Origin of the sequence: Streptomyces hamibioticus, from assembly GCF_047946815.1 — a bacterium.
Lineage (GTDB): Bacteria > Actinomycetota > Actinomycetes > Streptomycetales > Streptomycetaceae > Streptomyces.
In genome coordinates this window covers 6,925,331-6,949,191 of sequence record NZ_JBKKQY010000001.1, presented here as the reverse complement: position 1 = coordinate 6,949,191, position 23,861 = coordinate 6,925,331, and the positions used below count along the sequence as shown (strand labels likewise).

At 74.0% G+C, this 23,861-nt stretch carries 23 protein-coding genes and 1 pseudogene; 16 read left to right on the top strand and 8 right to left on the bottom strand.

The features are described 5' to 3' along the window. Positions 1-43: 43 nt before the first annotated feature. On the bottom strand, positions 44-670 hold the full coding sequence (locus tag ACLGIH_RS31700; protein ID WP_416528720.1) for a TetR/AcrR family transcriptional regulator: 627 nt from the start codon (positions 668-670) through the stop codon (positions 44-46). Positions 671-830: 160 nt separating this feature from the next. Between ACLGIH_RS31700 and ACLGIH_RS31695 the strand changes: the two are divergent. From ACLGIH_RS31695 to ACLGIH_RS31685, 3 genes and pseudogenes are all read left to right on the top strand, one after another. Beyond that, positions 831-1,458, top strand: a pseudogene (locus tag ACLGIH_RS31695) (alpha-ketoglutarate-dependent dioxygenase AlkB). 71 nt (positions 1,459-1,529) lie between these two features. Next, complete coding sequence (locus ACLGIH_RS31690; protein WP_416528719.1) at positions 1,530-2,276, top strand: MBL fold metallo-hydrolase; 747 nt, start codon at positions 1,530-1,532, stop codon at positions 2,274-2,276. A gap of 9 nt (positions 2,277-2,285) precedes the next feature. Continuing rightward, positions 2,286-3,518 carry a DUF4032 domain-containing protein gene (locus ACLGIH_RS31685; protein WP_416528718.1) on the top strand — a complete coding sequence of 411 codons (1,233 nt, stop codon included), beginning with the start codon at positions 2,286-2,288 and terminating at the stop codon, positions 3,516-3,518. A 1-nt stretch (position 3,519) separates the two neighbouring features. Here the strand turns inward: ACLGIH_RS31685 and ACLGIH_RS31680 are convergent, their stop codons facing one another. After that, positions 3,520-4,392, bottom strand: a complete 873-nt coding sequence (locus ACLGIH_RS31680) for a universal stress protein (RefSeq protein ID WP_416528717.1) — start codon at positions 4,390-4,392, stop codon at positions 3,520-3,522. A 180-nt stretch (positions 4,393-4,572) separates the two neighbouring features. Here ACLGIH_RS31680 and ACLGIH_RS31675 point away from each other — a divergent pair, with 180 nt between their 5' ends. The 7 genes from ACLGIH_RS31675 to ACLGIH_RS31645 all read left to right on the top strand — a co-directional run bounded on the left by ACLGIH_RS31675 (position 4,573) and on the right by ACLGIH_RS31645 (position 14,260). Further along, positions 4,573-7,518, top strand: coding sequence for an ATP-binding protein (locus ACLGIH_RS31675; RefSeq protein WP_416528716.1), 2,946 nt, complete (start codon positions 4,573-4,575; stop codon positions 7,516-7,518). Between the two features lie 279 nt (positions 7,519-7,797). Then, positions 7,798-9,078: a CAP domain-containing protein gene (locus ACLGIH_RS31670; RefSeq protein ID WP_416528715.1), complete on the top strand. Its 1,281-nt coding sequence runs from the start codon at positions 7,798-7,800 to the stop codon at positions 9,076-9,078. 65 nt (positions 9,079-9,143) lie between these two features. Beyond that, positions 9,144-9,821 (top strand): AIM24 family protein, encoded by a 678-nt coding sequence (locus tag ACLGIH_RS31665; protein ID WP_416528714.1) that lies wholly within the window; start codon positions 9,144-9,146, stop codon positions 9,819-9,821. Positions 9,822-9,841: 20 nt separating this feature from the next. Further along, positions 9,842-10,801 carry a threonine/serine dehydratase family protein gene (locus tag ACLGIH_RS31660; RefSeq protein WP_416528713.1) on the top strand — a complete coding sequence of 320 codons (960 nt, stop codon included), beginning with the start codon at positions 9,842-9,844 and terminating at the stop codon, positions 10,799-10,801. 295 nt (positions 10,802-11,096) lie between these two features. Next, positions 11,097-12,692 (top strand): serine/threonine protein kinase, encoded by a 1,596-nt coding sequence (locus tag ACLGIH_RS31655; protein WP_416528712.1) that lies wholly within the window; start codon positions 11,097-11,099, stop codon positions 12,690-12,692. 48 nt (positions 12,693-12,740) lie between these two features. Beyond that, the gene (locus ACLGIH_RS31650) at positions 12,741-13,718 is read left to right on the top strand and encodes an LLM class F420-dependent oxidoreductase (RefSeq protein ID WP_416528711.1); all 978 of its coding nucleotides are present in this window, start codon (positions 12,741-12,743) and stop codon (positions 13,716-13,718) included. A 116-nt stretch (positions 13,719-13,834) separates the two neighbouring features. After that, entirely contained in the window at positions 13,835-14,260 is a 426-nt protein-coding gene (locus tag ACLGIH_RS31645) for an SsgA family sporulation/cell division regulator (protein ID WP_416528710.1), read from the top strand. A 24-nt stretch (positions 14,261-14,284) separates the two neighbouring features. Here the strand turns inward: ACLGIH_RS31645 and ACLGIH_RS31640 are convergent, their stop codons facing one another. Continuing rightward, entirely contained in the window at positions 14,285-14,791 is a 507-nt protein-coding gene (locus ACLGIH_RS31640) for a DUF6328 family protein (protein ID WP_416528709.1), read from the bottom strand. A gap of 172 nt (positions 14,792-14,963) precedes the next feature. Here ACLGIH_RS31640 and ACLGIH_RS31635 point away from each other — a divergent pair, with 172 nt between their 5' ends. Beyond that, on the top strand, positions 14,964-15,311 hold the full coding sequence (locus ACLGIH_RS31635; protein ID WP_416528708.1) for a hypothetical protein: 348 nt from the start codon (positions 14,964-14,966) through the stop codon (positions 15,309-15,311). Between the two features lie 27 nt (positions 15,312-15,338). Here the strand turns inward: ACLGIH_RS31635 and ACLGIH_RS31630 are convergent, their stop codons facing one another. Then, positions 15,339-16,322 (bottom strand): aldo/keto reductase, encoded by a 984-nt coding sequence (locus tag ACLGIH_RS31630; RefSeq protein WP_416528707.1) that lies wholly within the window; start codon positions 16,320-16,322, stop codon positions 15,339-15,341. A 5-nt stretch (positions 16,323-16,327) separates the two neighbouring features. Continuing rightward, positions 16,328-17,539 (bottom strand): FAD-dependent monooxygenase, encoded by a 1,212-nt coding sequence (locus ACLGIH_RS31625; RefSeq protein WP_416528706.1) that lies wholly within the window; start codon positions 17,537-17,539, stop codon positions 16,328-16,330. A 350-nt stretch (positions 17,540-17,889) separates the two neighbouring features. Between ACLGIH_RS31625 and melC1 the strand changes: the two genes are divergently transcribed. The 3 genes from melC1 to ACLGIH_RS31610 all read left to right on the top strand — a co-directional run bounded on the left by melC1 (position 17,890) and on the right by ACLGIH_RS31610 (position 19,682). Further along, complete coding sequence (melC1, locus tag ACLGIH_RS31620; RefSeq protein WP_416528705.1) at positions 17,890-18,261, top strand: apotyrosinase chaperone MelC1; 372 nt, start codon at positions 17,890-17,892, stop codon at positions 18,259-18,261. A 63-nt stretch (positions 18,262-18,324) separates the two neighbouring features. Beyond that, positions 18,325-19,149, top strand: coding sequence for a tyrosinase MelC2 (gene melC2, locus ACLGIH_RS31615; RefSeq protein ID WP_416528704.1), 825 nt, complete (start codon positions 18,325-18,327; stop codon positions 19,147-19,149). A gap of 83 nt (positions 19,150-19,232) precedes the next feature. Continuing rightward, entirely contained in the window at positions 19,233-19,682 is a 450-nt protein-coding gene (locus ACLGIH_RS31610) for an SRPBCC family protein (RefSeq protein WP_416528703.1), read from the top strand. 26 nt (positions 19,683-19,708) lie between these two features. Here ACLGIH_RS31610 and ACLGIH_RS31605 read toward each other — a convergent pair whose 3' ends face one another. Together ACLGIH_RS31605 and ACLGIH_RS31600 are read right to left on the bottom strand one after the other, a co-directional pair. Continuing rightward, positions 19,709-20,407 carry a ribonuclease H family protein gene (locus tag ACLGIH_RS31605; protein ID WP_416528702.1) on the bottom strand — a complete coding sequence of 233 codons (699 nt, stop codon included), beginning with the start codon at positions 20,405-20,407 and terminating at the stop codon, positions 19,709-19,711. 30 nt (positions 20,408-20,437) lie between these two features. Continuing rightward, positions 20,438-21,235, bottom strand: a complete 798-nt coding sequence (locus ACLGIH_RS31600) for a VOC family protein (RefSeq protein WP_416528701.1) — start codon at positions 21,233-21,235, stop codon at positions 20,438-20,440. Positions 21,236-21,419: 184 nt separating this feature from the next. Between ACLGIH_RS31600 and ACLGIH_RS31595 the strand changes: the two genes are divergently transcribed. Continuing rightward, positions 21,420-22,340 carry an SGNH/GDSL hydrolase family protein gene (locus ACLGIH_RS31595; protein ID WP_416528700.1) on the top strand — a complete coding sequence of 307 codons (921 nt, stop codon included), beginning with the start codon at positions 21,420-21,422 and terminating at the stop codon, positions 22,338-22,340. 105 nt (positions 22,341-22,445) lie between these two features. Here ACLGIH_RS31595 and ACLGIH_RS31590 read toward each other — a convergent pair whose 3' ends face one another. Further along, positions 22,446-22,928 (bottom strand): VOC family protein, encoded by a 483-nt coding sequence (locus ACLGIH_RS31590; protein WP_416528699.1) that lies wholly within the window; start codon positions 22,926-22,928, stop codon positions 22,446-22,448. A gap of 279 nt (positions 22,929-23,207) precedes the next feature. Between ACLGIH_RS31590 and ACLGIH_RS31585 the strand changes: the two genes are divergently transcribed. Then, entirely contained in the window at positions 23,208-23,861 is a 654-nt protein-coding gene (locus ACLGIH_RS31585) for an ATP-dependent Clp protease proteolytic subunit (RefSeq protein ID WP_416528698.1), read from the top strand.

Below are 23,861 nucleotides of genomic sequence, written 5' to 3'. Positions count from 1 at the left end.
CCCCTTCCTGTCCGTTTCCTGTACGTCCCTGGTCGGCGGACGTTCACCCGGTGGTGCCGCCGCCGTCGGTGAGCAGCGCGGTGAGCAGTCGTGCCAGCCAGGCGCGGGCACGCTCGACGTCCCGGTCCAGCAGCAGCTGGACGGTGACGCCGTCGTAGGCGGCGACCACGGCGTGGGCCGCGCCGTCGGCGTCACCGAGCACGGCGGGCAGCGTGGTGTGCCCGCGGGCCCGGGCGAGCCGGTCGGCGATCGCCCGCCGGAGCCGGGCCCGGTGCTCCAGCAGGGTCCGGGCCACGGCGGGGTCGCGGGCGGCGTGCACCAGGAAGTCCGTCTTGACCAGCAGCCAGTCGCGGTCGAGCAGCAGGACCTCGGTGACGCGGTCCACGGCGGCCGGCACGTCGAGGTCCGGCCCGTCCGCGGCGAGGGCGCCGGACACCTGGTCGGCGATCAGATCGGCGCGCTCGCGGTAGAGGGCGAAGAACAGCTCGTCGAGGCTGGAGAAGTTCGAGTAGAAGGCCCCCCTGCTGTAGCCGGCGGCCTCGCAGACCTCCTCGATCGACACGTGGCCGAACCCCTTGGCCGCGAACACGGTGAACGCCGCCCGGAGGAGATCGGCGCGCGTACGGGCGCGGCGCCTGGTCACGCGCCCGGCCGTGCTCTGCCCCACCATGCCCCGCCCTCCGTTCCCGGTCGCCGTTCCCGGTCGCCGTGCGAGGCTGCCGTCCCGCGTTCGATACGCGAATGTATCCGATACACGGCTGTATCCACAGGGGCCGGTGCCGACTTTCTCTGCTTGGAACACACTTTCGAATAAGGGGTACGCTGGCCTCATCACCAGGCACCTCCAGGGCTCGCTGTTCGACCAGACCGACGAGGTGCGGCTCGGCCCCCTCGACGGGCTGCGCCGCACCGACCTGGGTTCCGGCGCCTGGATCGACGTGCTCCCCGGCTGGCTGAGCGGCTCCGACGCGCTGTTCGAACGGCTGGCAGCCGAGGTCCCGTGGCGTGCCGAGCGGCGCACGATGTACGACCACGAGGTGGCCGTGCCCCGGCTGCTCGCCTTCTACGGCGCGGGCGACACGCTGCCCCACCCGGTGCTGGCCGAGGCGCGCGACGCGCTGTCGGCGCGCTACGCCACCGAGCTGGGTGAGCCGTTCGCCACCGCGGGCCTGTGCCTGTACCGCGACGGCCGCGACAGCGTCGCCTGGCACGGTGACCGGACCGGTCGGGGCGCGCGGGAGGACACCATGGTCGCCATCGTCTCGGTGGGCGCGCCCCGGGACCTGCTGCTGCGCCCGGTGCGTGGCGGCGGTGGCACGGTGCGCCGGCCGCTGGGGCACGGCGATCTGATCGTCATGGGCGGCTCCTGCCAGCGCACCTGGGAGCACTGCGTGCAAGACGACCCGAGCGGCGGGTCCGCGCATCAGCGTGCAGTTCCGCCCGCACGGCGTGCGCTGAGCCGGGGCCGCGACGGGCGCCGGGATCTGGTTGGCTGTCCCCGGCAGCCACCTCCGGACGCGGGGAGACCGATGCGGGCCACCGTACGGCAGGTCGCCGACGGCACCTATCTGGTGCACGGCGGCGACACGAACTGGGTGATCCTCACCGACGGCGACGCGGTGACCCTGATCGACACCGGCTACCCGGGCGACCGGCAGGGGCTGCTGGAGTCCCTCGCCGCGGTGGGGAGTTCACCGGGGGCGGTGACGGCGGTGCTGATCACCCACGCCCACAACGACCATCTCGGGTCCGCCGAGTACCTGCGCTCCGCCCACGGCGCCCCGGTCTACCTCCACGAGGCCGAAGTACCGCACGCGCGCCGGGACTTCCTGCACCAGGTCACCGTGGCGACGGTGCTGCGCAACGGCTGGCGGCCGGGGGTGCTGCCCTGGGCGGTGCACGTGGTCCGCTCCGGCGGCACGGCCCGGCTGCCGGTCGCCTCCCCGCTGCCGTTCCCGCGGGCCGGGGCCCTGGACCTGCCCGGACGCCCCGTTCCGGTGCACACCCCCGGCCACACCGACGGCCACTGCGCCTACCACCTGCCGGAGGCCGGGGTGGTGGTCTCGGGCGACGCCCTGGTCAGCGGCCACGCCACCTCGCGCGCCGAGGGGCCGCAGCTGCTGCCCGGCATGTTCCACCGCGACCGCGCCCGCGCAATCGCCTCGCTGGACGTCCTCGCCGGACTGGACGCCGACGTGCTGCTGCCCGGACACGGCCCGGTGCACCGCGGCCCGGTGAAGGACGCCGCCCGGCTGGCCCGGGAGCGGGCGCTCTAGAGTCGGGCCATGGCCTTGCAGATCAGTGCCACCAACCCGGAGCACCCCGCGCTCCTGCTCGAACTGCCGTGGCAGCTGCCGCTGGCGGAGTGGCCCGAGGAGTACCTCGTGCCGCTGCCCCGCGGCATCTCCCGCCACGTCGTCCGCTACGCACGCGCCGGCGCGGAGGTGATCGCCGTCAAGGAGCTGGCCGAGCGGCCCGCGCTGCGGGAGTACCAGCTGCTGCGCGACCTGGACCGGCTCGGCATCCCCGCCGTGGACGCGCTCGCCGTCGTCACCGGCCGCACCGACGCCGCGGGCGAGCCGCTGGAGCCGGTGCTGATCACCCGGCACCTGGGCGGCTCGATGCCGTACCGGTCGATGTTCGAGACGACCCTGCGCCCGGCGACCATGCACCGCCTGATGGACGCCCTGGCCGTGCTGCTGGTCCGGCTGCACCTGTCCGGGTTCGCCTGGGGCGACTGCTCGCTGTCCAACACGCTCTTCCGGCGCGACGCGGGCGCCTATGCCGCGTACCTGGTGGACGCCGAAACCGGTGAGCTGCACCCGCGGCTGAGCGACGGACAGCGCGGCTACGACCTGGACCTCGCGCGCGTGAACATCAGCGGCGAGCTGCTCGACCTGGAAGCGTCCGGGGCCCTCCACCCGTCGGTGGACCCGGTGGAGTTCGGCACCGAGATCTGCGCCCGCTACCGGGGCCTGTGGCAGGAGCTGACCCGCACCTCCGTCTATCCGGCGGGCAAGTACCACTACATAGAGCGCCGGATACGCCGGCTCAACGACCTCGGCTTCGACGTGGCCGAGATGCAGATCGAGCACGCCTCCAACGGCGACACGGTCACCTTCGTGCCCAAGGTCGTCGACGCCGGCCACCACCAGCGGCAACTGCTGCGCCTGACAGGCCTGGACGCCGAGGAGAACCAGGCCCGGCGGCTGCTCAACGACCTGGAGTCCTGGATGGCCACCCAGGACGACCACGACCCCGGCGATCCCCTCGGTGCCCGCCCCGAGGTGCTCGCCCACCGCTGGGTGCGGGAAGTGTTCCGACCGACCGTGCGGGCGGTGCCGCCCGAGCTGCGCGGCACGATGGACCCGGCGGAGATCTACCACGAACTGCTGGAGCACCGCTGGTACCTGTCCGAGCGGGCGCAGCACGACATCGGTCTGGACACGGCGGTGCGCGACTACATCGAGAACATCCTGCCCAGGGCCCGGGAGACGCTGCAGCCGACCGCCGAGTGAGTCACGTGTGCGGCACCACCGCCACCGGGCAGTCGGCGTGGTGCACCGCGCCGTGGGCGACCGAGCCGATCCGGCCGCCCACCGCCGAACGGGTCGCCCGGCGGCCGACCACCAGCAGCCGGGCGCCGCCGGACACCGACAGCAGCACCTGCCCGGCGCTGCCCATCTCCACGTGCTCGACGACCGGCACGTCGGGGAAGCGTTCCCGCCACGGCCGCAGCGCCGCGGCCAGCGCCTTCCGCTCGTACGGCTCCGGTCCCCCGGCCTCGTCCAGGAGCTTCAGCGAGGCCGGGCTGTAGGCGTACACCGGCGGCAGCGTCCAGGCCCGTACGGCGCGCACGGTGGCGCCGCGGAGGGCGGCGGCCTCGAAGGCGAAACGCAGCACGTCGGCGCTGTCCTCCGGCTCACCCTGCTGGCCCACCACGATCTCGCGGCCGGCCGCCTCGTCGGCGGCCCGGCCCCCGGCCCGGACCAGCACCACGGGCCGCGGGCTCTCGCCGATCACCCGCTGGCCCACGGAACCGACCAGGAAGCCGACGAGCCGGCCGTGCCCGCGCGAGCCGAGCACCAGCGTCTCGGCGTCGGCCGCGGCGGCGACCAGCGTCTCGACGGCGTGGCCCTCCACGACGTCGACGGTCATCTCCACGTCGCCGTGCCGCTCGACGACGGTCCGGACCTCCTGGGTCACCGCGTCCCGGATCCACCGCTCCTGGGCTTCCCGGTCGGTCACCCCGGCCGCCTCCAGTTCCTGGAACCGCCAGGCGTGCACCACGCGCAGCGCCGTGCCGCGCCGGACGGCCTCTCCGGCCGCCCAGGCCAGGGCGGCCAGGCTCTCCTCAGATCCGTCCACGCCTGCCGTGATCGGGCGGGTCATGCGGGCTCCTCAATGTCGCGGTCGGTCCGTCGCCCCCAGTGTTCCCCGCGGGGAGACCGTGACTCCGCAGGGGTGAGCGGCTGATCGCCGGCTCTCCGCCGCGGCGCCGCAGGGCGGAGCCGGCGGAAACCGTCTCCGCCTCGCCGGTGGCGCGGTTTCGCCGCGTGCCAGGATGGCCATGTGCCACAGACCCCATTCGACACGCCACTCGTCGGGCGCGAGGACGAACTCGTGCGTCTCACCGGCGTACTCGAACGCACCGGCGCCGACGTGCCGCGAGCCGTCCTGATCGCCGGGGACGCCGGTGTCGGCAAGACCCGGATGCTCGGGGAGGTCGCGGCCCGGGCCGCCGCGGCGGGGACGACCGTGCTCACCGGGCACTGCGTGGACCTCGGTGACGTGGGTCTGCCGTACCTGCCGTTCACCGAGGTCCTCGGCGGGCTCGCGGCGGACGGGCGGTTCGCCTCCGCGTTCGCCGCGCATCCGGTGGTGGACCGGCTGCTGGGCGGCGGGACGGACGCCGCGCGGGACGTGGACAGCCGGCTGCGGCTCTTCGAGGGCGTGGCCGCGCTGCTGGCCGACCTGGCGGACGTCGCGCCGCTGCTGCTGGTCCTGGAGGACCTGCACTGGGCCGACCAGTCCTCCCGGGATCTGCTGCGGTTCCTGCTCAGCCGGGGCGTGCTGCACCGGCCGGTGGGCGACGCCCCCGCCCACCGGCTGTCCGTGTTCGCCTCGTACCGCGCCGACGACCTGCACCGCCGTCACCCCTTGCGTCCGCTGCTGGCCGAGCTGGTGCGGCTGCCCGGCGTCGAGCGGCTGGAGCTGCGGCCCCTGGCCGACGCCGAGGTGGCGCGCCTGGTGCGGGGGCTGCGCGGGAAGCCGCTGCCGGACACCACGGTCCGCCGCATCGTCGAGCGGGCGGAGGGCAACGCCTTCTACGCCGAGGAACTGGTCGCGGCCACGGACGCCGGGGCCGGCGGGGTGCCGAGCGGTCTGGCCGACGTACTCCTCATCCGCTTCGAGCAACTGACCGACACCGCCCAGCAGGTGCTGCGTACGGCGGCGGTCGCCGGGCGCCGGGTCGGGCACGACCTGCTCCGGGACGCCGTCGGACTGCCCGAGGAGGAGCTGGAGGCGGCGCTGCGCGAGGCCGTGGGGCGGCAACTGCTGGTGCCCGGCGACGGCGAGACGTACGCCTTCCGGCACGCCCTGGCCAGGGAGGCCGTCTACGCCGACCTGCTCCCCGGTGAACGGGCCCGGCTGCACGGCGGGTTCGCCCGGCTGCTGGACGGGCGGGACCGCCGTCCGGAGAACGCCGCCGAACGCGCCCACCACTACCGGGAGAGCCATGACCCGGCCCGGGCGCTGACCGCCTCGCTGGAGGCCGCGGACCACGCCCAGCGCGTCGGCGCGCCCGCCGAGGAGCTGCGCCACCTGGAAGCGGCCCTCGACCTGTGGCCGGTGGTGGAGGCGTCCGCCCGGCCCGCGGACCCGGACCCGGTGACGCTGACCCTGCGTGCCTCCGCCGCCGCGGCGCACGCCGGGGAACTGCACCGGGCGGTCTCCCTCACCCGGTCCGCGCTGGACGGCCTCGGCCAGGACGCGGATCTGGAGCTGGCCGCCCGGGTCCGGTACACCCTCGCCGGAAACCTGCTCAACGTCGACAGCCGCCGCTCCGCGTTCAGCCACAGCAGCGAGGCGCTGGCCCTGATCCCGGCCGAGCCGCCGTCGCCGACCTGGGTGTGGGCCGCGGCCACGCACGTGATGGCCGCCCGCCAGGTCGGCGAGACGGGGACGGCGCTGCGGGTGGCCCACCGGGCCCTGCGCGTGGCCGAGGAACTGGGCGTCACCGACGCCCGCGCCGACCTCCTGATCTCCCTGGCGGGCCTCGAGGGCGGCGGCCGGCGCGGCGAACCGGGCCGCGAACGCCTGCGCCAGGCCCGCGAGCTGGCCCGGCGGTCGGGCAACACGCCGGTGGAGACGCGCGCGCTGTTCAACCTCGCGATCGGCTGCCTGGAGTCCGGTGACCTTCAGCAGTGCCTGTCCTGGGTGGCGGAGGGACTCGACCGGGCCCGCGACTCCGGGCTGCTCTCCTCGCCCTATCCGCAGGAGATGCGCTACCTCCAGCGGCTGGCGCGGTACACGCTGGGCCAGTGGGACGAGGGTCTCGGCGGTGCGGCGGAGCAGGCCGGACCCCACCCGTCCGCGGTGGCCGGCCCGCTGCTGTACGTGGCACTGGCGCGCGGCGACTCCGGGGCCGTCGAGCAGGCGCGTGCGCTGCTGCGGGGGCCGTTCGACTGGGTGGGCACACTCGTCGCGGGCATCGTGCTGACCGACGCCGCCGCGCTGCGCGGTGACGCGGAGGAGGCGGTGGAGCGGATGCGCACCACCATCGAGGCGCTGACGGACGAGATGGGCACCCCGCCCGACGCCACGGTGCGGCTCACCGCCCTCGCGCTGTCCGCGGTCGCCGACACGGCCGCCGAGCTGCGGCAGACCGGCGACGCGGAGGGAGCGCGGCGCTGCGCCGACACCGCCGCGGAGCTGGTGGAGCGGGCCCGTGCCTCCGCCGCGCGCGGCGAGGACGGTGTCCCGCAGGGACCCGAGGGGCAGGCGTGGCTGGCCCGGGCGGAGGCGGAGTGGTCCCGGGCCGTGTCCGGACCGGACCCGGCGGCATGGGAGAAGGCGGTCGCCGCGTTCGCCTACGGCGACACCTACGAACGGGCCCGGTGCCGGTTGCGGCTGGTGGAGGCGCTGCTGGCGGCGGGCCGCCGCGAGGAGGCGGCCGCGCAGGCCGCGGACGTCCGGCGGACGGCCGAGCGGCTCGGCGCCACGCCGCTGCGCGAGCGGCTGGACGCCCTCGTCCGCCGCGGCGGCCCGGCGGACGCGGGGTCCGCCGGGGAACGGCCGGTGTCGCTGACCGCCCGGGAGCGGGACGTGCTGCGGCTGCTGGCCCGCGGGCGCAGCAACCGCCAGATCGGCGAGGAGCTGTTCATCAGCGCCAAGACGGCGAGCGTGCACGTCTCCAACATCCTCGCCAAACTCGGCGCGACGAGCCGTACGGAGGCGGTGGCCATCGCCTGCCGCAAGGGCCTGGTGGCACCGGAGTGGCCGGTCCCGGGCTGACCGGCCGGCCAGCGAAACCGTGCCGACCTGCCGCGCCCCCGGCTGACCGGCCGACCCGCCGAAACCGTGCCGGCCCGGTGGTCCGGCGCTGACCGGCCGGTCCGGCCGTGCCCGGCGCCGGCGGGCGGGCCCTGCGGACCGTTCCCGCGCGGTCCGCTCCCCCCTTCCGCCCTGCCCGGTGCGCCGCCGGGCCCGGGGCGTCCCGGGAACCGAGGCGCCGCGGCGTACGTCCTCCTGGGCACCCCATCGGAGCGCGAACCAGCAGACAGGGCGGGCACGATGTACGAGTTGGTCCCCGGGGGAAACCTCCCCCTGCCGGACGGCCCCGTGGGTGTGCGGGTGACCGGCGCCTTCGACGTCTCGGCGCTGGTCACGGACGACGGCGGGACGGTGGACGGCGACGGCGACTTCGTCTTCTACAACCAGCCGGAGGCGCCCGGTGCCCGGCTGCGGGACGGGACGCTCACCGTGGACCCGGCGAAGCTGCGCCCGGGCGCCACCCGCGTCACCGTGGCCGTCAGCCCCGCCGAGCCCGGCACCCCGCTGCACCGGCTGCCCCCGCCCACGCTGCAGGTGACGGACGCGCGCGGCCGCGTGCTCGCCCGGTTCGCGCCGCCGCCGGCCGGACAGGTGACCGTGCTGCTGCTCGCGGAGATCTACCGGCGCGGCGACCGCTGGAAACTGCGCGCCCTGGGCCAGGGCTACGCCGACGGGCTGGCCGGCCTCGCCCGCGACTTCGGCGTGGACGTCGTCGACGACCCGCCCGCCGCCGCGCCCACCGCCGAGGCCGGCGGATTCCTCGATGCCGTCAACGCCGCCCGTGCCTCGGCCGGTTCCCCGGCGGTCTCCCTCGACGCCCGGCTGACCTCGGCGGCCCGCGCCCATGCCACCGCCATGGCCGCGGCGGGCGGGCCGGCCGTGCAGACCAGGGACGGGGTCTCGGTCTACCAGCGCGTCCTGGGTGCCGGTTACCGGTTCCTCACCGTCGGCGAGCACCTGGTCTCCGGCCCGCGCACGCCGGCGGAGTTCGTCGCGTACTGCCTGGACACCGACCGGACCCGGCGCACCCTGCACGACCCGGCGTTCCGCCACACCGGTGTGGCCCGTGCCGCCGACGGCCGGACGGGCGACGTCCACTGGACCGCGCTGTGGGCCGCGCCGCTGACCCCGGACGGGCTGGCCCGCACGGCGGCGGAGGTCGTGGACCTCACCAACCGCGAGCGGGCCGGGGCGGGTCTGCCGCCACTGGCCGCCGACCCCCGGCTGACCGCGGCCGCGCAGGCGCACAGCGCGGACATGGTGGCTCGGGACTTCTACTCCCACACCTCACCCGACGGCAGCGCTCCCCGGGACCGGGCGGCGGCCGCCGGTGCCACGCGGCGCACGATCGGCGAGAACATCGCCTGCGGGCAGCGCTCCCCCGCCGATGTGGTGGAGGGCTGGATGAACAGCCCCGGCCACCGGGCCAACATCCTCGGACGCGACTTCACCCACATCGGCGTCGGCCTCGCGGGCGGCGGCCGGGCGGGCACGTACTGGACGCAGGTGTTCGGCGGTTGACACCGGAATCTCCCGGCTCCGAGGCGATCTTGGCGGACGGGGGCCTTCCGGGACAGGATGCGCGTATGAAGGGTGACCTCTTTTCCAGCGAGCACATGGTCCAGCCGGCGCAGGCGCCGGGCATGACCGTGGAGAACTCCAAGTGCATCCGGTACGCGGTCGACGGCGAGATGCTCGCCCGGCAGGGCGCCATGGTCGCCTATCGTGGCAACCTCCAGTTCGAGCGCAAGGGCCAGGGCGTGGGCGGCATGCTCAAGCGCGCGGTCACCGGGGAGGGCCTGCCGCTGATGGCGGTGCGCGGACAGGGCGAGGCCTGGTTCGCGCACGAGGCGCAGAACTGCTTCGTCGTCGAGGTCGGCCCGGGCGACGAGTTCACCGTCAACGGCCGCAACGTCCTGTGCTTCGACGCGTCCCTGTCCTACCGCATCGCGACCGTGAAGGGCGCCGGCATCAGCGGCGGCGGCCTGTTCAACAGCGTCTTCACGGGACAGGGCAGGCTGGGGCTGGTCTGCGACGGCGAGCCGCTGGTCATCCCGGTCTCCCCGCAGTACCCGGTGTACGTCGACACGGACGCGGTCGTCGGCTGGACCGCCGGGCTGCAGACCACGCTGCACCGTTCGCAGTCCATCGGGTCGATGCTGCGCGGCGGTTCCGGGGAGGCGGTCCAGCTGGTGCTCCAGGGCCAGGGGTACGTCGTCGTACGGCCGAGCGAGGCGACGCCGCAGAAGTCCCAGCAGCACTGAGCGCGCCGGGAGGGACGGAAATGATCGGTATCACGGAGATCACCACCGCGGCCGAGCGGATCGCCGGGCTCGTCGTGCGCACCCCGACCGTGCCGAGCCCCGGCCTGTCCGCCCTGCTGGGCGTGCCGGTCGAGACGAAGCTGGAGTCGTTGCAGCGCACCGGTTCGTTCAAGGCGCGCGGCGCGGCGGCCAAGCTGCTGTCGCTGAGCGAGGCCGAGCGCGCCGCCGGTGTGGTGGCGGTCAGCGGCGGCAACCACGGCATCGCCCTGGCGGTGATGGCCGCCGCCCTCGATGTGAAGGCGACGGTGGTGATGCCGCGCTCGGCACCCGCCCGGTCGGTGGAGACCGCCGAGCACGCCGGGGCGTCGGTGCGGCTGACCGACGACATGGACGGAGCCTTCGCGCTCGCGGTGCGACTGGGCGAGGAGGGCCTGACCCCGGTCCACCCCTTCGACGATCCCGTGCTCGTCGCCGGCCAGGGCACCGTGGGACTGGAGTTGGCCGAGGACGCCGGGGAACTCACCGACGTGCTGGTCAGCATCGGGGGCGGCGGGCTGGTCTCCGGGGTCGCGGCGGCGCTGCGGGCGCGTCGTCCGGACGTCCGGATCTGGGGGGTGGAGACCTCGGGCGCCGAGGCCATGTCGCGGGCGCTGGCGGCGGGCGGTCCGGTGCCGGTGCCGCTGTCGTCGCTGGTGACGACGCTCAGCGCCCCGTCGGTGTCGCGGCTGACGTACGAGCATGTGTCGGCGCTCGTCACCGAGGTGCTGGTGGTGCCGGACCGGGAGGCCGTGCAGGGGTCGCTGGAGTTCGCCGACCACGCCAAGCTGTGGACCGAGCCGGCCGCCGGGTGCCTGCTGCCCGCCGCCCGGCGCGTGGTCGACCGGGTGGGCGAGGGGGCGCGGCTCGCTCTGGTGGTGTGCGGGGGCAACGCGAGCCCGGCGGACCTTGCGGGCTGGGCCGCCCGGTTCGGGCTGCGCTGAGTTCCGTTTACCCGCACACGGTTTTGCTTACCGCGGGTTACTGCCTGGTCGGGCGCGAATTCCGGTCCGCGGGCGCCGGGCGGCGGAATTCCCGGGCGTACGTGGGGAACTGCTTGCCGAGGTGAGGCGGGGTGCCGCCGGGCCGGCCGCATTTCTTCGCACACCTGCTCACCCACCTGCTCGCCTATTTGAAGAAAGGGCGGAAAAACAGCCGGAGTTGCGGTGCCTTTTGAACGCACCGGGGCCCGCTCACCGTACCTCTGGTCAAGCTGAGAGCCAGGGGCGCGAACGAGGGATGGCCATGGGCAGGGCGCACGTCTCCACACGTAAATGGGTCGCCGGTAGGTACCGCCTCCTCCAGATCGTCCACAGCGAGACGAACCGCGTCTGCTGGTCCGGGGAGGACGTCGAGGCTGACCGCCCGTGTCTGGTCACCGAGGTGCGGCTGCCCGACGGCCCGGCCGGCGAGGCCGCGCGCCGGGCCACCGGCCGGATCGTCCGCACCTGCGAGACGATGCGGCTGCTGTGCTCCGGGCGGGTCGCCGCGGTGGTGGACGCCGTGGTGGAGAACGGCTCGCTGTGGACGGTGACCGAGTGGCCCGGCGGGGTGCCGCTGAGCGAACTCCTGGCGGGGCCGGGCACCTTCACCTGCATGCGGGCCGCGCGCATCGGCCTCGGGCTGCTGGACGTGCTGGAGGCCGCGCACGGTCAGGGCATCACCCACGGGGAGCTGAGCCCCGGCCAGGTGTTCGTACGTGAGGAGGGCCCCGTCGTGGTCACGGGCTTCGGCCTGGCCGGCGCCACCCTCGCACCGCGCCTGACCGCACCGTCGTACGCCTCCCCGGAGCAGGCCCGCGACGCGCGGATCGGCCCGGCGGCCGACCTGTGGGCACTGGGCGCGATCCTCTACACGATGGTCGAGGGGCGTCCGCCCTTCCGGGACCGGGGCCGGCCCGAGGACACCCTCAAGGGCGTGGACCGGCTGCCGATGCGGGCACCGCTGCGCGCCGGGCCGCTCACCCAGGCGGTGCAGGGGCTGCTCCGCAAGGACTCCCGCGAGCGGCTGACCCGCCCGGTGATCCGCGAGGCCCTCGTCCGGGTGCTGAGCGAGGAGGCCGACGCCGCCGTCCGGCCGGTCCCGCGTCCGCGCGGCGCCCGCTCCGCCGCCTGGCACGCCGGACACCGGTGGAGCAGGCGGACGATGATCGCCGGGACGACCCTGGCCGTCGTCACCGTCACGGTCGCCGTGCTGGCCGCCACGTACGGGCCGCCCGGCACCGGCGAGCCCGCGACCGGCAGCCGGCCGCGCCCCTCGGCCCCCGTCGCACCGCCGGAGGGGCCTCCCGAGCCCGTCGTCCCGGCCCCGGACACGGCGCCGCCGAGGCCCCCCTCCCCGTCGGCCACCGCCCCGCCGGCCACCGCCCCGCCGGCCGGGTTCCGCACCTACCGGGCGCCGGAGGGCTTCTCCGTCGCCCTGCCCGAGGACTGGCGGCGGCTGGACACCAAGCGCGTGCCCGGGGTGGCGTACCGCGTGGTCTTCGGTGCGTCCGGCGATCCGCGGACGCTGGCGGTGACCTACAGCGAACGCGCGGGCGCGGACCCGGTGGCCGTCTGGCGCGACGACGTCGAGCCCAGGCTGAAGCGGTCCGGCGGCTACGAGCGGGTCGGCGCGATCCGCGCGACGACCTACCGCGGGCGCGAGGCCGCCGACATGGAGTGGCTCGCCGAGGACGGCGGCTCCCGGGTCCGCACCTTCGGCCGCGGCTTTCTGCTCGGCGGCGGCCGGAGCTTCTCCCTGCGCTGGACCACCCCGGCCGCCGACTGGCAGGACCCCGCGAACGGGCTGGCGCTCGACACGTTCCTGGGGACGTTCCGGGAGCGGTCGGGCTGACCGGGTGACGGGCCGTTTTCGGTGCCCCGCGCCGGGGACTCGGCGTTTATGGTGCAAATCGGATACACGATGATGACCGAGCAGGCCGGTCCCCGCGATCTCGTCGCCCATCTGGTACGGGCCGAGGAGGTCGGGTTCGACTTCTCGGTGACCTCGGACCACTACTTCCCGTGGCTGCGCGCGCAGGGCCACTCGCCGTACGCGTGGAGCGTGCTGGGAGCGGCGGCCCAGGCCACCTCGCGCATCCCGATGATGACGTACGTGACGTGTCCGACGTTCCGCTACCACCCGGCGGTGGTGGCGCAGAAGGCGGCGACGATGCAGTTGCTGTCCGAGGGCCGCTTCCGGCTGGGGCTCGGGTCCGGCGAGAACCTCAACGAGCACGTGGTCGGCGGCGGCTGGCCGTCCGTCGACGTGCGGCACGAGATGCTCCGCGAGGCCGTCGAGATCATCCGGTCCCTGTTCGCGGGCGGGCACGTGAACCATCGCGGCGAGCACTTCGACGTGGAGTCGGCCCGCCTGTGGGACGTGCCGGACAGTCCGCCGCCGATCGGGATCGCCGTTTCCGGGGAGCGGTCCGGCAGGCTCGCCGGCGAGCTCGGCGACCTGGTGATCGCCACGGAGCCCAAGCCGGGCCTGCTGGAGGCCTTCGACCGGCACGGCGGGCAGGGCAAGCCGCGCGTGGGCCAGCTGCCTGTGTGCTACGACCCCGACCGGGACACGGCGATCAAACGCGCGCACGCCCAGTTCCGCTGGTTCGGCAACGGCTGGAAGGTCAACTCCGAGCTGCCGCACCCGGACTCCTTCGAGGCGGCGACCCAGTTCGTCACGCCCGACGACGTCGCCGGGTCCATCCCGTGCGGCGACGACCCGGACGCCTTCGTCGAGGCGGTGCGCCCGTACGCCGAGGCGGGGTTCACGGAGATCGCCCTGGTCCAGATCGGCGGGGACTCGCAGCCGGCGTTCCTGGACTGGTCCGAGAAGACGCTGCTGCCCGCGCTGCGCGAGGCACTGGGCGGGTCCTGACGACCTGGCTCCGCGCGATTCACCCGAACGATGGGGCATCTCACGGGCCGACGGGGTACTAGGAGGCTCTACGTCCGCTCCCGATGCTTCACGCCCGTTCTCCCGGAGGCCCCGCCGTGAACTCCTTCGTGCACAAGACCCTGGTCGTACAGCTTCAGGCCGGTGACACGGAGCGCTTTCCCGTTCTCGCCCACCTGGGGTACGACGCCGCCGACCCGTTCGCGGTCACCGTGGTGTTCAGTGCCGACGGCCGCGTGCTCGCGCGCTGGACGCTGGACCGGGAGATGGTCGGCGAGGGACTGCTGCGCCCGGTCGGCGTGGGTGACGTGCGGCTGCGTCCGGTGTCCCGGGGCATGTGGGACGAGCTGCGGCTGGAACTCCTGGGCGACCCCCGCCCGGACGGGGGCCGCCACCACGCGGTGGTCTACGCGTGGGCGCCGGCGATCGCGGCCTTCCTGCGCGAGACCCACGCCGTCGTCCGGCCGGGGCAGGAGCGGGTGCACGTCGACGAGGCCCTGGCGGAGATCCTCACGGGACACTGACGCGCCCCCGGGTGGGCGCCGCCGTCAGTCCGCGGTGTGGCGGTACCGGGTCCACACCGGGATCGCCAGCCAGCACAGCAGGTACCACGCGACCACGCCCGCGACGATCCACGGGACGAAGCCGTCATCGGTGGCCACGCGCAGGATCAGCAGCAGCGAGGCGGTCGTCGTGGCCAGCAGCAGCGCCAGGCCCAGCAGCGTCAGCCGGGACGCCAGGCGCACCGCCCGCGGTTTGATGCGCCGGCCGGAGACGAGGCGGTGCAGGGAGACCGGGGCGATCAGCGCGCCGGTCGCGCACGCCCCGAGGACGACCGTCACCAGGTAGATCGTCTGATTGGCGTCCGACAGCTCCTCGTACTTGGGCTGGAACACGACGGTCAGCAGGAAGGCGAACAGGATCTGCACACCCATCTGTGCGACGCGGACCTCCTGGATCAGCTCGGTCCACATCCGGTCGGCTCGCTCCTCCTCGCTCTCGTTGCGCCCCCGGCGCCTCGTCGTCCCCTCGGCTGCCGCGCCCGTGTCCGCCACTGTTCTCCTCCTCACCGGGATGTGCACTGTCCTCTTCCCGGGTTCCCCGGAGTCAGACGCCGTGTCGCGCTCCTGTTCCAGCGCTTGCCGTGCGGCGGGGCGGACGGTTTGGGGGACCGGCTCACGGTTACACGGGCCGCGACCGGACCCGAGCCCGAGGAGGTCGCGCAGAATGCCCGACACGCAGCTCACTGTGACGTTCAGCGGTGGCGGCATCGACGATGCGCGGGCGGTGGTCCGCGTACTGGAGGGGGTGTTCGGGGCGCCGCGGGACGTCCCGTCCGACGAGCGGGCGACGGTCCGCACGGCCGTCTTCACCTCTCCGCTCACCCCGGAGCCGGTGGCCTCCACCGAGGCGCGCGGCGAGCGGCTGTCCGCCCCGCTGACGGTCACCGTGCAGGGCACCCCGCAGGCCGTGACGGCGGCGAGCGAGACACTCGCGAAGGCCTTCAGCACCCGTGACGAGGGCGCGGCCTCCGGCGACCAGGAGCAGGAGCGGGAGCTGCTCCTGGTGCCGTGAGCGGCCGCTCACCTGCCGGGCGGCCGCCTACCAGCGGCCCTCGACCTGGTCCTTGATCCGCCGGTCGTAGAGCTCGCGGACGGCGGCGAGGGTCTGCTCGGGCAGCTCCGGCAGCCGGGCGGCGTCCGCGTTGGCGCGGGCCTGCTCCGGCGAGCGGGCGCCGGGGATCACGGTGGTCACGCCGGGCTGCTGGACGATCCAGCGCAGGGCCAGCTGGGCGGGGGTGCAGCCGTCGGGAGCGAGGGCGGCGAACTCGGCGGCGGCCGCCACGCCGGTGGCGTAGTCGACGCCGGAGAAGGTCTCGCCCTGGTCGAAGGCCTCTCCGTGCCGGTTGAAGGTGCGGTGGTCGTTGGCGGCGAAGACGGTGTCCTCGGTGTACTTGCCGGACAGCAGGCCCGAGGCGAGCGGCACCCGGGCGATGATGCCGACCCCCGCCTCGCGGGCCGCCGGGAGCACCTCGCGCAGCGGCTTCATCCGGAACGGGTTGAGGATGATCTGCACGCTGGCCACGTTCGGCCGGGCGATCGCGGTCAGCGCCTCCGCGCAGGTCTCGACGCTGACGCCGTAGGCGGCGATCCGCTCCTCCTCGACGAGGGTGTCGAGCGCGTCGAAGACCTCGTCCGCGGAGTAGACGGGGGTGGGCGGGCAGTGCAGCTGGACCAGGTCCAGGACGTCGACGCCGAGATTGCGCCGGGAGCGGTCGTTCCAGGCGCGGAAGTTGTCCAGGACGTAGTTCTGCGGGATCTGCTCGACCCGGCGGCCCATCTTGGTGGCGACCAGCACATGCAGATCGGGCCGGCTGCGCAGGAACGTCGCGATGGTCTCCTCGCTGCGTCCGTCACCGTAGACGTCGGCGGTGTCGAAGAAGGTCACCCCGGCCTCGGCGGCCGCCTCCAGGACCGCTAGGGCCTCCTTGTCGTCGACGTCTCCCCAGTCGGCACCCAGCTGCCAGGTGCCCAGACCGACCACGGACGCGTGCTGACCGGACCTTTCGAATGTGCGCTCTTCCATGGGCGTCAGTCTGTCATCCGCCGTGCGTGCACGGTCCGCGCCACCCGCGGCCCCAGCCAGCGCTTGAGCCGGCGCAGCGGCTCCAGTCGCCCGGCGGCCCGGTCGATCCGGTAGTACAGCTGCGGCGGCACGTACGGCAGCAGCGGCGAGTGGCGCTGGCCGAGCAGGGCGAACATCCGCTCCGGAGGCAGGTCGACGTAGCGGGTCAGGTTCTCGTACCACTGGGCGCTGTGCCGGGCCGCGCTCTGCGCGGGCAGCAGGGCCGTCTTGCGCTCGCGTTCGTAGCGGGCGAGGGCGTCCGGCAGCCGGGCGTGCGTGCCGAGGGCGGCGGCCAGGGCCATCGCGTCCTCCAGGGCGAGCGTGGTGCCGGCGCCGATGGAGTAGTGCGTGGTGTGGGCGGCGTCGCCGAGCAGCACGAGGTTGCCGCGGGACCAGGTGCGGTTGGTGAGGGTGCGGAAGCTCTGCCAGGGGGCGCCGCCGCCGGCCGAGGGCCGGCCGGTGAGCGGGTGGCCGTCCAGGACGTCGGCGAACAGCTTCTCCAGCAGGGCCAGTGCCTCGGTCTCGCCCGCCCGGTCCAGGCCGAGGCCGGTCCAGGTTCGGGGCTCGCACTCGACCACGCAGGTGCTGCGCCCGGGGCCGTAGCCGTAGCCGTAGGCCCAGATCCAGCCGTGGGCGGTCTCGACGAAGGCGAAGGTGAAGGAGTCGAAGACCTTGGTGGTGCCGAGCCAGAGGTAGGGGTTGCGGCCGGCCCGCGAGACGGTGCCGAAGTGGCCGGCGTGGCGGGTGCGCAGTGCGCTGCCCACGCCGTCGGCCGCGACCACGAGGTCGGCGGCGGGCAGGTCGTCGGGGCCGGTCTCGTGCCCGTACTCCAGCCGTACGCCGAGTTCGCGGGCGCGGGCGGCGAGGATCTCGAGCAGCCGGTGGCGGCCGATGCCGAAGCCCTCGTCGCCGCGGTGACGGGTGGTCAGGCCGCGGATGTGGGCGACGCCGTCGCGCCAGCGCACGGACGCCTTCTCGACGGCGTGCGCCGATGCGGGGTCGTGCGCGTGGAGCTTGTCGAGCAGGGTGCGCCAGTACGTCACGCCCCACCCGTAGGTGGAGCCCTCCGGGTCGCGTTCGTGGACGGTGATGTCGTGGGACGGGTCCTGCCGTTTCAGCAGGATCGACAGATACAGGCCGGCGGGCCCGCCGCCGACGCAGACGACCTTCACACACACCTCTGATATCTACCTATAACGGTCATTTCGGACGCAGAGTAGCAGCCGTGCGACAGGTGACCGACCGTGCGGCCGGCCTTTCGATTCACGTCAGCTTCCCGGCACGGGAAGCGCCGCCGAAACTGCGCCATCCCGCGAAACACCACCCGCGACAGGGGCCTGGACAGAAGGAATTCCTCCTTCCGGGCCTCCGCGGCCCCCACTCCGGGCAAGATCATCTTGATTCAACCTTGTACCGGTTATTGGCAATTGTCCGGATCGTGGCCAACCACCGCTCCATGATTTCCGCCACTCCCGGCCGGGCCGGTAGGCATGCGGCGTCACCACCCCGACGAACCAGGGAGGTCCGCATGCCCGGACTCAGCCGCCGCCACGCCCTCGCCGCCGCGGCCGCCGTCGCCGCAGCCGCGGGGACCACGGCCGCCCGCACCCCGGCCACCGCCGCCGCGGAGCACCACCACTCCCCCGCCGCCTTCGACGAGGTCTACCGCGGCCGCCGGATACAGGGCCGCCCCGTCACCGGCGGCGGTCACCACCACGGCCCCGGATACGCCGTGTTCGTCGACGGGGCGGAACTGCACCTGATGCGCAACGCCGACGGCACCTGGATCAGCGTCGTCAGCCACTACGACCCGGTGCCCACCCCGCGCGCCGCCGCACGGGCCGCCGTCGACGAGCTCCAGGGCGCGCGGCTCGTCCCCTTCTCCGCACCCGCCCACTGATCCGGTCCTCCGCGCCCGCCCGCTGATCCGACCGCACGCGACCACCCAGGGAGCCACCCGCACATGACCGTCCGCAAGAACCAGGCGAGCCTGACCAGCGAAGAGAAGCGACGCTTCGTCGACGCGGTCCTGGAGCTCAAACGCACCGGCCGCTACGACGAGTTCGTCACCACCCACAACGCCTTCATCCTCGCCGACACCGACGACGGCGAGCGGACCGGACACCGCTCGCCGTCCTTCCTGCCCTGGCACCGCAGATTCCTGCTGGACTTCGAGGGGGCCCTGCAGTCGGTGGACGCCTCGGTGGCACTGCCGTACTGGGACTGGAGCACCGACCGCACGGCGCGGGCCTCCTTGTGGGCGCCGGACCTCCTCGGCGGCACCGGGCGCAGCCGGGACGGCCGGGTGGCGGACGGCCCGTTCGCCGCGGAAGCCGGGAACTGGCCGATCAGGGTGCGCGTGGACGGGCGCACCTTCCTGCGCCGTTCGCTCGGCGCCGGCGGCGTCCAGCTGCCCACCCGGGCGGAGGTCGAGTCGGTGCTGTCCATACCGACGTACGACATGGCGCCCTGGAACAGCGCCTCGGACGGTTTCCGCAACCATCTGGAGGGCTGGCGGGGCGTCAACCTGCACAACAGGGTGCACGTCTGGGTCGGCGGCCAGATGGCCACGGGGGTCTCCCCGAACGACCCGGTGTTCTGGCTGCACCACGCCTACATCGACAAGCTGTGGGCCGAGTGGCAGCGCCGCCACCCCGGATCCGGGTACGTGCCGGGCGGCGGGACAGCGGACGTGGTGGACCTGAACGAGCCGATGCGGCCGTGGAACGACGTGACCCCGGCGGAGCTGCTCGACCACACCGCGCACTACACGTTCGACACCGACTGACCGGTCCGGAAGGCGATTCGCCGGTCATCTCCCGGGTACCCGCGCCGCCCCGAGCGGAGCAACCGAAGGAGGAGACGCACGGTATGTCACAGGTCGAGCAGTCCATCGAGGTCGACGTCCCCCTGCACACCGCATACAACCAGTGGACGCAGTTCGAGTCCTTCCCCGAGTTCATGAGCGGGGTGGAGCGCATCGAGCAGCGCACGGACACGCTCACCCACTGGGTGACCAACGTACGCGGCGTGCGCCGGGAGTTCGACGCGCAGATCACCGAGCAGATCCCGGACGAGCGGGTCGCGTGGACCACGGTCGACGGCGAGGCCCGGCAGGCCGGGGTGGTGACCTTCCACCGGCTGGACGACGAGCACACCAAGGTGATGCTGCAGCTGGAATTCCAGCCCGACAGCGTCACCGAGAAGGTCGGCGACAAGCTCGGGTTCGTGGAGCGGCAGACCAAGGACGACCTGGCGCGGTTCAAGCAGTTCATCGAACAGCGCGGACAGGAGACCGGGGGCTGGCGCGGCGCCGTGTGACGGGCCTGCGGCAGGCTCGCCCCGGGCTACCCGGCCGCCGCCGTGCGGCACTCCGGGTGGCCCCAGCCCCGGTCGTTCTTGGCGATGGACTCGCCCGCCGCGTACGAGCGGCCGCACACGCAGCGCCCGGGGAACTTGGCCTTGATGGTCCGCGCGCCGGAGCCGCCGCCCTTGCGGGCCGCCACCGGCTTGCGGCGCGGGCCGCGGGCCGCCGGGGCGTCCGGCGCGGGCGGCGGCTCCGGTGAGCCGAGACCGCTGCCCGCGGGTTCCTGGACGGTGGCCGCCTGGCTGGCGGCGCGGTCCGCGAAGTCGTTGAGCCGGTCGCCGTCGACCTGGTGCGCGGGCACGTAGCGGAACTCCACCGAGCGGCCCGCCAGCAGCTCGTCGATGCGCACGACGAGGTCCTGGTTGGCGACCGGCTTGCCGGCCGCCGTCTTCCAGCCGTTGCGCTTCCAGCCGGGCAGCCAGGTGGTGACGGCCTTCATGGCGTACTGGGAGTCCATGCGGACCTCCAGCGGCACCTCCGGGTCCGTCGCCGTCAGCAGCCGCTCCAGTGCGGTCAGCTCGGCGACGTTGTTGGTGGCCCGGCCCAGCGGTCCCGCTTCCCAGCGGGCCGGTGTCTCGGTCTCGTCCGCGACGACCCACGCCCAGCCGGCCGGGCCGGGATTGCCCTTCGAGGCGCCGTCGCACGCGGCCACTACACGTTCACGCATGGGCTCGATCATGCCATGGCGGCACCGGGCCCCGGGCGGGGTTCAGGCCAGGTCCGTGATCTTCGGCATCTCGCCCTCGGTGGTCGTGACGTCGATCACCGAGAAGTCCGCGCCCTGCGGATCGGTGAGCGTGGCGAACCGGCCGAAGGGCGAGTCCATCGGCCCGAAGCGCAGGACGCCGCCGAGTCCGGTGGCCGTGGACACCGCCTCGTCGCAGTCGGCGACGGTGAAGTAGACGTTGATGTACGGCGGCACCTCGGCCGGGATGTCGTCCGTCATCCGCATCCGGCCCAGGACGGTGCGCTCACCCAGGTCGAAGAGCCGGAAGTCGATCTCGCCGTCCTCCATCCGCTTGGCCCGGTAGCCGAAGACGGCGGGGAAGAAGGCGTCGGTCGGCCCTGGATCGCGGGCGAAGATCTCGGCCCAGCAGTAGGCGCCGGGCTCGGCCGTCGCCTCGAAGCCCTGGTGGGTCCCGCTCTCCCAGACGCCGAAGAGCACCCCGCCCGGGTCACGGGCCAGACACATGGTGCCGAAGTCGCCGACCTGCATCGGCTCCATCAGCAGCTCGCCCCCGCTGTCGCGGATCCTCCCCGCGGTCGCGGCGGCGTCCTCGGAGGCGAAGTAGAGGCACCACTGGGACCGGCCCTCCTGGCCGGGCATGGGCGGGACGACCGCGGCGACCGCCTTGCCGTCGGCGTACGCGGTCGTGTAGTCGCCGAACTCCGACGACGACTCACCGAAGGTCCAGCCGAGGACCTCCCCGTAGAAGCGCTTGGCGCCCTCCAGGTCGCCGAACATCGCATCGGCCCAGCAAGGGGCTCCCTCAGGTGGTGCGGCCATGACGACGCCTCCCGTATGTTCCGTATGAGTGATGGGTCCGGTTCCTCACGCTAGTCATCCGTCCGCCGCCGCGCGCGTGGAAGGAGGCAGGACGTCCGGCAGGCGTCTTCCACCCGCCGCCGGGGTGTGCTTGCCTGGGGGCCTTTCGGTTGCCATGGGCGTCGGCCGGGGCGGGAGTTGCCGTATGCGCAAGTCGTGGATCTCGGGACTGGTACTGGCCGGCGTGCTGCTCGGCGCGTGCGGGGATCCGGCGTCCGGACCGGCCGCGCCGCCGCCCCCCTCTCCCGACGCGCCGGCCACCACCCACCGGCGGGCCGCCGCCTCTCCGGGCACCACCGCCCCTTCCGCCGCCCCGGCGAAGCCGCCCCGCGTGCTCTACCTCGGCGACTCGCTCGCCATGGAGAACCAGAAGGCCCTCGGGCGGGAGCTGCGTGAGCGGTTGAGGGCGACGTACACCAGCGCGCCATACTCGGGGACCACGCTGTGCGACTACCTGGAGGGCGTCCCCGGCCGGTCCCTGGTGCCGGCAGGCGACAAGGCGGCGGCCCTGGTCCGGTCCCTGCGGCCGGACGTGGTGGTGCTGCAGTTCTGGGGCAACTCCTGGGGCTACACCCCGTGCATGGACGGGATCACCTACGACGCCTCGCGCACCGGGTACCTCCGGCGGTACGAGGCGGACGCCAAGCGGCTGACCGAGCAGATCGCGGCGGCCGGCGGGAAGCAGCGGCCGCGGATCGTGTGGGTGCTGCAGGGCCCGGACCCCATCACCCCGGAGCGGGTCCGGCTGGTGAACGGTGTCTACGAACGGCTGGCCCGCGCCTCCGGCGACCTGGTCGCCGACGCCGGGAGAACGGTGAGCGCCGCCGGGGCCCGCTACACCTGGGTGCAGCACCTGCCGTGCACCGCCCAGGAGCGGGCCCGTGCCGGCCACTGCACCGAGCCGGGCCGCGACCGCACCGCGCTGCATCGCGACGACGACTACCTGCACTTCTGCCTGGCGCCCACGACGTCCACGCCCAAGCCGTGCCCGGTGCCCTCACCCGGCATCCTGCGGATGGTCCGGGAGATCACGCGCGTGGTCGGCGAACGAGCCGCGGGCCGCTGAGGGCGCGCGGTGGAAGAGGGCCCGGCCCGCCCACCCGGGGCGGGAGGTTCTCGCCGAGGCCGCGCAGGGGCCGGAGGGCCGGCCCCTGTCGACGCCCCGGACGCCTCACTCCCCCGCGTGGGCCTTCTCCAGGGCGGCGATGTCGAGCTTGCGCATGGTCATCATCGCCTTGTTGACGTTCGCCGCCTTCACCGGGTCCGGGTCGGCGAACATCTCGTTGAGCCGGCGCGGGACGACCTGCCAGGACACCCCGTACCGGTCCTTGAGCCAGCCGCAGGGCCCTTCCTCACCGCCGCCCTCCAGCAGCTTGGCCCAGTAGTGGTCGACCTCCTCCTGGGAGTCGCACGGGATCTGGAAGGAGATCGCCTCGTTGAACGTGAACTGCGGCCCGCCGTTCAGCGCGACGAACCTCTGGCCGTTGGCGGTGAAGTCGACGGTCAGCACGGTGCCGGCGGGGCGCATGGCCCCCTCGGGGTAGCGGGTGACGCCGCCGACGCTGGAGTTCTTGAACACCGAGACGTAGAAGTGGGCGGCCTCCTCGGCCTGGTCGTCGAACCAGAGACAGGTGGTGAATCCGTCGGTGGCCATGAGTACCTCCTGGGCACGGGATGCGGTGGGAACGCGGTCGTATGCAGAGACCGGTCCGGCCCCGGAAACTCATCGGCGGGCCAGAAGAGCCGTTCGGCGCGCAGCGGCCGGGCGTGACTCCTGACGGCTGCGCACGCGGGGCTCGCGACCGCTCTGCCCATGGCGAATCTGCCGCGGGCAGAGAAGCCCCCGCCCCGGGCCCGGCCGGGCGGACAGTGGAGACCGCGCGGTGCCGACCGGCCGCGTACGACCGTCTCGACGACTCGACAAGGAGCGCCGATGTCTCCACTGACCGCCGGCCCGCTGCCGGCCATGCCGCCGCGGGCGGAGGAGGGCGACACCCTTCCGACGCGGTTCGACGACCACCTCGCGGCCCAACTGCTCGCACAGCGCATCGTCCTGCTGGGCACGCAGGTCGACGAGGTCTCCGCGAACCGGGTCTGCGCCCAGTTGCTGATCCTGTCCGCGGAGGACCCGCGGACGGACATCACCCTCTGCATCAACAGCCCGGGCGGCTCGGTGCACGCCGGGCTGGCCGTCTACGACACGATGCGGCTGATCCCGAACGACGTCTCGACGCTCGCCATGGGCTTCGCCGCCAGCATGGGCCAGTTCCTGCTGGGCGTCGGCGCCGCCGGCAAGCGCTACGCCCTGCCGAACGCGCGCATCATGATGCACCAGCCGTCGGCGGGCATCGGCGGCACCACGGCCGACATCGAGATCCAGGCGGACAACCTGGAGTTCACCAAGCGGACCATCGAGCGGATCACCGCGGAGCACACCGGGCAGTCCCCCGAGACCATCTCGCGGGACGGCGACCGGGACCGCTGGTTCACGGCCGAGGAGGCCAGGGAGTACGGGATGGTGGACCGGGTCGTGGAGTCCCTCGCGGACATCCGGCCGGCCACCACCAGGCGACGGATGGGGCTGTAG